Annotated in this window: 4 protein-coding genes; 2 read left to right on the plus strand and 2 right to left on the minus strand. The window is 69.8% G+C overall.

Going from position 1 to position 7,759, the window contains the following annotated elements; translation table 11 throughout:
• The first annotated feature begins 233 nt into the window (after window positions 1–233).
• Window positions 234–530 (plus strand): hypothetical protein, encoded by a 297-nt coding sequence (locus ACFF45_RS12790; RefSeq protein WP_381345795.1) that lies wholly within the window; start codon window positions 234–236, stop codon window positions 528–530.
• A gap of 20 nt (window positions 531–550) precedes the next feature.
• On the opposite strand, the gene ACFF45_RS12795 is transcribed toward ACFF45_RS12790, so the two are convergent.
• Window positions 551–3,856, minus strand: a complete 3,306-nt coding sequence (locus tag ACFF45_RS12795; protein WP_381345796.1) for a DEAD/DEAH box helicase — start codon at window positions 3,854–3,856, stop codon at window positions 551–553.
• A gap of 478 nt (window positions 3,857–4,334) precedes the next feature.
• On the opposite strand from ACFF45_RS12795, the gene ACFF45_RS12800 reads away from it, so the two are divergent.
• Window positions 4,335–6,467, plus strand: coding sequence for a tetratricopeptide repeat protein (locus ACFF45_RS12800; protein ID WP_381345798.1), 2,133 nt, complete (start codon window positions 4,335–4,337; stop codon window positions 6,465–6,467).
• Here the strand turns inward: ACFF45_RS12800 and ACFF45_RS12805 are convergent.
• Window positions 6,406–7,759 (minus strand): CDP-glycerol glycerophosphotransferase family protein (locus ACFF45_RS12805; RefSeq protein WP_381345800.1); only part of this gene is annotated, 1,354 nt, incomplete at its 5' end. The genes ACFF45_RS12800 and ACFF45_RS12805 overlap by 62 nt on opposite strands.

Below are 7,759 nucleotides of genomic sequence, written 5' to 3' on the forward strand. Positions count from 1 at the left end.
TCGCGGCTCGCGGCTCGCGGCTCGCGGCTCGCGGCTCGCGGCTCGCGGCTCGCGGCTATGGTCCCTATACCGTTTCGCAAGCCGCCTCGCAACCCCTTCGTCCGTCGCTTCTGTCCTCTTCAGCCGTCCATACCGTAAGGCAGCGCGCTGAATCGAGCCTCGTTGGGGCATGAGGCAGGCCGAGAGTGTTGACGGATACTGCAGCGCCACGGCGGTCACCGATGCGCTGCGCGGTGGCACTCCCTGGCTTCAGCGAGCCGCAACCTCTGGAAGCCAGCCTTGCCCAGGTTATCGAGCGTTTCCGCCTCTCCGGTCTGTTCTCCGGCACGCCCGGCGGTGTGGCGTACGGAGCGCAAGGCCTGCTACGCCGACTTCGAAAGGGCGTCTTCGACGAGCTCGATGCCAGCAGGGCGTACGCCGTCATCGTAGACGACGAGATGGGCACTGACGCTGACCTCATGGACATCATCGAGCTGGCGCCCCCGTACCTCGCACGGCGGCTGTCGGCATCAGATGCCGCTGTTTCGTAAGGAGCGGCCTGCCCGCCTGGTCACCTGTCGGTAGAGGGCCAGGCGTGGTGGTGGAGTTCGGCGGCGAGGGTGGTGAAGTGGCGCTGGTCGCGCCAGGCGTCGCGGTTGCCGATGACGAACAGGCGGCGCTTGGCGCGGCTGACGGCGACGTTGAGGAGGTTGGGGCGGGAAGCGGCCCAGGCGCGGGCACCGGGGCGGGCGGGGTCCGTGCCGAGGATCAGGATGACGATGTCGGCTTCCTTGCCCTGGGTGGTGTGGACGGTGCCGATCCGGTCCATGGGGAGCAGACCGCGGCAGACCTGTCGGGCGCCGGCGACGACGGCGCGGAAGGGGCTGATGACGTACACGTGCTTGGCGGGATCGATGCCGTCAGTCGAGGAGAGGCGTTCCAGGATCTGCCGCAGCGCCCGGCCTTCCTCGGGGATCCAGTGGCCTTCCGCCCGGCTGGAGACGACATCCACCCAGGAGCTGGCGGGCGCATAGCGGTAGGGGCCGCGGTCGGGAGTGCCGTTGACCATGAGGCCGTCGTAGGCGATGGCGTTGCTGATGGTGAACATGGGGTCGTCGCAGCGGCGGTGTACGCGCAGTGGTGCGCCGACCCAGACCTCGGTCGAGCCGTCGGGCAGTTCGGCGGGCAGCGTCGTACCGAAGCGGTTGCCGCGGTCGGTCAGTTGCTGGACGGAGGTGCGGCCGGGGACCCATTCCTCATCGACGCCGTAGTCGCGCCGCAACGCCTGCTGGGCGGTCCAGGGAAGGGACACGACCGGTTCCAGCTGGAGGGGGTCGCCGACCACCACGGCGTGCTGGGCGCGCCACATCGCGCCCGCGGCCATCTGGGGAGTGGCCTGTCCGGCTTCGTCGATGAACAGCCAGCCCAGCGCCCCGCGGCCGATGCCGGCGAACACGCGGTCCAGGGAGGCGAAGGTCGTCGACACCACGGGTACGACCAGGAACAGGCTCTGCCAGGCGGCGCGCCGGGCAGGCTCGCCGAGTGTGGCGGGCGCGCCGCCGGTGACCACGTCCATGGCGGCCATGAGATTAGTGCGCATGGTCTTGGCGGTGCAGCGCAGGAACGCCTGGTGCAGGTCAAGGGCGGCGAAGAACAGCTCGGATCGAGCCTGGGTGATCTGCGGGTCGGCCCAGGGAGCGGCCAGCTCCCGGGCGGCGTCGTCCCTCAGCCAGGCATCCTGCGGGACGTGCGCGCCCCAGGCGGCCCGGGCCTCGGACACCGTACGGTCCAGGGCCTGCGCATGCTCGACGACGCGGGTGAGGGACTGCCGCCGTTCGCTGAGTTCGGCGTCGGCCCGGTCGGCGGCCGTGCGCGCCCGGCGTGCGGCCGAGTCGGCCTCCTGCCACGTCTTCTGGGTATCCCGCTCCCGCGCGGCCAGGGCCTGGTCCTCGGTGTGCCAGTCACGGGCGGCCCGGCCGAGGGTGCACACGATGATCCAGAAGCCGGGACGGCGGCCAGCATGCTCACGACGCCGTGCCTCGGCGCTGTCGCACGCCTGCTGGGCCCGGGCCAGAGCCTGTTCGGCGGCCGACACCGTTTCCCGGCGCACTGCCAGCCCTTCGGCGGCCTCGGTGACGGCCCGCTCCGCGGCTTCGACGGCCGCCCGGCCGGCTGGCACGGCGCGGAGGGCGGCGGCTGCCGCGTCCCGTTCGTCCCGCAGCCGCCGCACCTCGGCCAGCGCGGCCTGGAAGCGGTCCCTGGCGTCGCGCCACACACCGGTCTGCGGCGTTGTGGCGTAGGTACGCAGCAACTGGGACAGCCCTTGGCCGCTGTCGCTCCAGGCACCGGGGCGGGCGCGCCGTGCGGTGGCGGGGGCATTCTGGTCGGTGCCCTTCTCCTTGCCGTGCCAGAAGCGGTTGACGAACTCGATGCGATTTTTCCTGCTGCCTAGCCGGGCGGCGACGGCGCCCCATGCCGGGACGCCCTTCAACAGCCGGGTAGCCTGCTCTGCGAAGTAGTCGGCGCCCTCACGCCACTGCGCACCCAGCGCATCACGGGCCGGGATCTCGGTGGAGATGTTCTCCACCGCCCCGTTGTTCGCCGATGCCACCACCATCTCGAAGCCGGTGAACTCCGGCAGCAGCTCGGTGACGGTGCGGGTGTACTCGCCGCTCTTCCACCGGTGGACGGTCTCGGAGAACGCGGCCGACGGCAGCCGCAACTGGGCCAGCCGCACCGCCCGCTCCACGACAAGGTCGGCGATGCTGTCGCGGAGCATCGTGGTCTTACCCGTACCCGGTGGCCCGTTGACGGCGAACAGACCGCCTCGGTTCGCGAGTTCTGCCTTGATGGAGTTCACGGCGAACTGCTGGCTCAGCGCCAGCGGGTGCGCGCTCTCCGCAGGCCAGCGGCCCAGCGGGGTAGCCCGGGGCTCCACCCCGGCCAGCGCCTCCTCCGGCCGCAGACGCAGATCAATGCGCCGCGCAGTGTTCAACTCCGCGCCCGGGGTCAGATACGCCTCAAGCGGTGCGCCGGGCTCGGCCGTGGGCAGCGTCTTGGCCACCCGCTTCAGGTCGTCGGCGATGAAGCTGTTCAGAAAGTCCTGCTGATCGCTGTCCTCGGCCCTGTCCTCCCGAACCGCGATGGTTCGGACCCGCAGGCCGAACGGGCGCAGCGCGTTTTCGACACCCCAGTGCGTCGCCAGGTCGCGGGTGAAGCCGATGAGATCCTTGGCGCGGATGCGCCGGGCGCCTACAGGTGCGTCGGCCTGGTCCTCGCCCTCCTCAATGCCGGCCTGCGGCACCGCCCCGCCGCCCACATCGTTGGCGGCGGACAGCACAGTGCCGATGAACGACTCGTCACCGTCCGCAGCGTGGGCCGTCACTGGTACGGGCGGCTCCCCGAGTTCGGAGGCCCGGGCCAGCCACGGTTGTACGTCTTCCTCGAAGCCGTCCAGCCACCGCCCGCCGCCTGGTCCGGGGCTCAGAGCCCGGCCGGTCGCCCATCCGCATGCGGAGAACACCGGGGAGTCCAGCAAGAGTCGGCCGTCATCGGTGACCGTCAGCGCGAACAGCGCGGTATCGCCGTCCATCCGCCCGTCTACGTCCTCCTCGTCCCGGCCGAAGACCGCCAGCAGCGTGTCGCGGACGTCCGCCAGGGCGAAACAACCTCCGTAGACGATGTGCTGCCAGGCATACCCGGGCTCCAGCGGAAAACTCCGTACGGGATGACCGTCCTCCCAGGGCAAAGCACGGTCCGCCGCGACCTCGTAGACCCGCTCCCGCGACGACACGGCCGGAACCTTCTGGGGGCTGAACAGTTCCACCGCTCGCCAGTACTCGATCACCGCAGCCCGGCGTTCCCGCTCGCCTGTCATCCCACCCCTGACTCCCGTTGGCCACGACCAGCCCAGGCTATAAGCCGGACCGCGCCTCGCGGCTGCCAGGCGGGTTCGGGTATCCGGCCGGTACTGACATTCATCGCCTCGGCCAACGAATGGGCTGCCGTCGTCCGTCGAACCGCGATTGGCTCAGACGAAGATGTGTACGAGCAAGGCCGCCTCGCACACACGGGTGGCCTTCGCTAAGACGGGTCCTGTGTGTTCTGTGTCCCGTCGCGCTGCGGACACACGTGTGTCGGCGGAAGGAGAGGCCGCACGGGCTCCCGCAATCCGTCCGACAGGATCCAACTCCAGCGTCCACTCACACTTTTGTTCTCCTGCCCACTCGCCTCGTAGGAGGTTGCCTTAATCGAGTTGAAGCGCGCATCACGCATGGTCGCCCCGCTACGGTTGGTTTCCAGGCCGGGGCGTGTGGTCGCCCGGTGGGCGGCGCGTGGGAACGGGGAAGCGCAGGATGCTGGAGCTCATATCGCTGGCGACGGTTACGGCAATGCTGGGGACCGTGGGTGCGGGGATGGGTAACGAGGCGGGAAAGAACGCGTACCTGATGATCGGCGGGTTGGCACGTCGGATCGCGGGGCGGGAGGTTCCGGCCCCCGAGCGGCCCGCTGAATGGGAGCAACTGGCCCGGCTGTTGTACGAAGGAGCGTTGCGCGATCCGGAGCACGCCCGGGGGCTGGCCGAGGTGGAAGCGGTGGTCAGCAGGGCGTTGGTCCAGGTACGCATCCGTACTTCTCCGCAACTGCCCGACGGCCTCCGGGGTTTCGTTGATCGCGACAAGCAGATGCGGCAGCTTACGCGCGAGGCGTCCCGCAAGTTCGACGGACGTGCTCGTAGGGTTCATCTGTACGGGCCTGAGGGGATGGGTGGCACATCCCTCGCTCTGCGATGGGGGTGGCGCGAGCTGCGGCGGTATCCGGACGGGCAACTGTACGTGGACCTGGCTCGGGTGCCGGATCCTGCCATGGCTCTTCGACAAGCCCTGCGCAGCCTCGGACTGGACGCGGAGGACATCCCGCCGGGCCTGGAGGAGCGGATGGATCTCTTCCGTCGGCTTGTCGCGGACCGGCGGCTGCTCGTCGTTCTCGACCACGTCCAGACAGCCGCGCAGGTGACGCCTCTGCTCACCTCGGCGCCGGAAGTCTTCACCATCATCGTCGCTCACCGCCGTCTTCCCGGGGCGGACGCCGAACCGATCGAGGTGGTGCCGCTGCCCGAGAAGTACGCCGTCGAGTTGCTCACCGAAGTCGCGGGAAAGCGGACCGTCCAGGAAGCCCGCGCCCGCGCCATACTGCCGCAGGTGCTCGACCAATGCGGCGGATCTCCGTACGCGTTGAGGACGTTCGCGTCGCTGCTGGAGGCCCGCCTGAGAGAGGAAGAGAGCCCCACCATGCCCGGGAACGAGCCCGCCTACGCTGCCGCGCAGGAGCAGTACCGCACGCTCGGGCCGGCCGCCGCCCGGCTGTACAGGCTTTCGGCACTGTGGGCGTGGCCGGCGCTCAGCCCGGCCGTAGCAGGGGCCATGGCCGAGGTCGAGGAGGCCGAGGCCGCCCGTCTGCTCGCTGAATTCGCAGAAAAGGGGGTGGTTGAGGAGACCGGCACCGGCCGCTACCGCTTCCGTCCCGCCGTACGTCGGCACGCCGAGCAGACCGCCGTACGCGAGGACGGCATCCCCGCCTGCTCCCGGGCCGTGGCGCGCGCGGTGGAGTTGCTGTTGCCGTTCGCGGTGCAGGCCGACCGCGCCGCCCTGCCGGAACGCTGGCACGTGGGCCCTCTGTTCACCGTGCTGCCCCCTGGCCCCTACGCGTCCAAGGGGGAGGCGATCGCCGCCCTCGGCGCTGAGCTGGGCAATCTCGTTCAGGCGGTATTCGCTGCTGAGGAGTACCGTCTCGGCGACACACCGTGTCAGCTGTGCGAAGCCCTGTGGGCCCTGCAGCTCAAGGACGGACGCCACGAAGAGATCTTGCCAGCGCTTCGAGTGGGCACGAAGGTCGCTGACGAAATCTGTCCCGGCACCCGGATGGCGGGACGCATGCACACCCTGCAGGCGATGGCCCTGATCGAGTCGCGGCAATTCGCCGAGGCGAAGATCCACGCGGAGGCGGCTGCGGCGGCCGAGCGACAGGCGGGGCACCTGCGCGGTCTGGCCACCGCCATCGAGACGCTGGGCCTTGTACGGCTGGGGCAGTGGAACTTCCAGGACGCCCACGACCTGTTCGTCGAGGCGGACGGCATCTGGCAGCGTATCGGTCCCGGAGACGACGGCTACGGCGACAAGCCCCGTGCCCGTGCCCTTCTGAAGCGTCACCGGGGGCGCGCGCTGAACGGTCTCCCTCTCCTCGACGAGGCCCAGGAGTTGCTGGTGGAGGCTCTCGCGTTCTTCCGCGAGAAGGAGCCCTACAACACCGCCCGTACGCTCACCGATCTGGCGGACACATACAGGCGCGCCGGGCGGCAGTCAGAGGCCCTGCCGCTGATCGACGAGGCGATCGACGCGCTCGCGGGCGAGAACGCCCACTACCACGTCAAGCACCTTCGGGCCCTGCGTGATCGCTGTGTGTCAGCGGACCGGGACCTGCCTGAGTGACCGACACATGATGTGCGGTCTGTCCGGTCCACACGGTCAGACCGCCTGCCAGGCCTGCGAGGTCCTTGCCGAGGGCCAGCCAGGCATGCAACGCCGAGGCGTATGCAGCCGGGTCGGCTGCCTGCGAGTCGGCAGCGAGACGCAGGAGCGCTCCGCCTCTGGTCCGCACCACGCAACCGCCGGCGGCGGTGACGTACGCGGCAAGTGCGCAGCCCGGGTGGCGTTCCAGCACCTCGGCGGTCCAGTACTCGGGCGGGCCGAGCCTCGGGTCGTCGGGTGAGCCGTACCTGAAGATCACATCGCCGATGGAAAGGAGACCGGGGTCCAGGGTGTCCTCGTGCACCGCCGTGTGCGCTTCCCCCGGGCCCTGCGGTTCATGGCGCGGATCGGCGTAGCGGGTGACCGATACCTCGGTCGCACCCAGCACACTCGTCAGCACCCGCAGCGGAGAAGTGCGCATCGGTGGGTCGTACGAGGGCAGCGGCAGCGGGTCGAGCAGCGCCGGCGCCGCGGGCTCGGGTATCCCCATGACGTCGTAGAAGATGCGGCGCAGACGGGCGGCTGCCTCACCCGGGGCGGAGGTCGTGAACTCGGCAGGGCCGCTCATGGGTTGGTGCGTGGCCAGCAGAGCTTCCAACTGTGGTCGCAACGGCGCGTGCGGGTCCAGTCGTGGTGCCTTCCGCACGAAGTCGGCTACCGGCGAATCGGCGGCCAGACCTGCCAGCGGTGCGGCTCCGAGCAAGACGGGGGTGCCGAGGGCGGCGGCGTAGTAGGAGACTGATCCAAAGTCCCCCAGAACGACGTCCGCTGACAGCAATGCCTGCTGCCACCCCTCCAGCGGATCCACCAGCGTAAGGCCGCCGCGTTGCGCCCTGTCCAGCCATGACCGGATTTGTCCGGGTCCGTGGCCATGCCAAATATTGGGATGCAGTACGGCTGCGATCCGGTGCTCGTCCGCAGCGAGTTCCGCGGTCAGTTTCGGCAGCAGGAGCGGCAGCACGTCCTCGTCACCGCCGTCCCCGAACAGTGACTCCGGGTTCCATGTCGAGTTTAGCAACACGAGCCGCTGCCCGCGTTTCACGCCCAACGCCCTGCGGAAGCGCTCCCGATACGGGCGCGCTGCCAGCATCCGGTCGAAGCAGGGATCTCCCGCGAGTACGGCTGTCGGTACCGCTTCCGGGCAGGCGTTACGCAACCGCTCGATCTGTTCGGGGTGCGACAGCACCAGCACGTCCGCGACCGGGGTGCCATCCGCCAACAGCCACTCCGGGGAAAGCCCGAAGACCGGTCTC

Origin of the sequence: Streptomyces cinereospinus (assembly GCF_042430725.1) — a bacterium.
GTDB lineage: Bacteria > Actinomycetota > Actinomycetes > Streptomycetales > Streptomycetaceae > Streptomyces > Streptomyces cinereospinus.

Coding starts and splice junctions, on each gene's coding strand:
- ACFF45_RS12795 (WP_381345796.1), bottom strand. CDS start 3,856: ATGACAGGCGAGCGGGAACGCCGGGCTGCGGTGATCGAGTACTGGCGA.
- ACFF45_RS12800 (WP_381345798.1), top strand. CDS start 4,335: ATGCTGGAGCTCATATCGCTGGCGACGGTTACGGCAATGCTGGGGACC.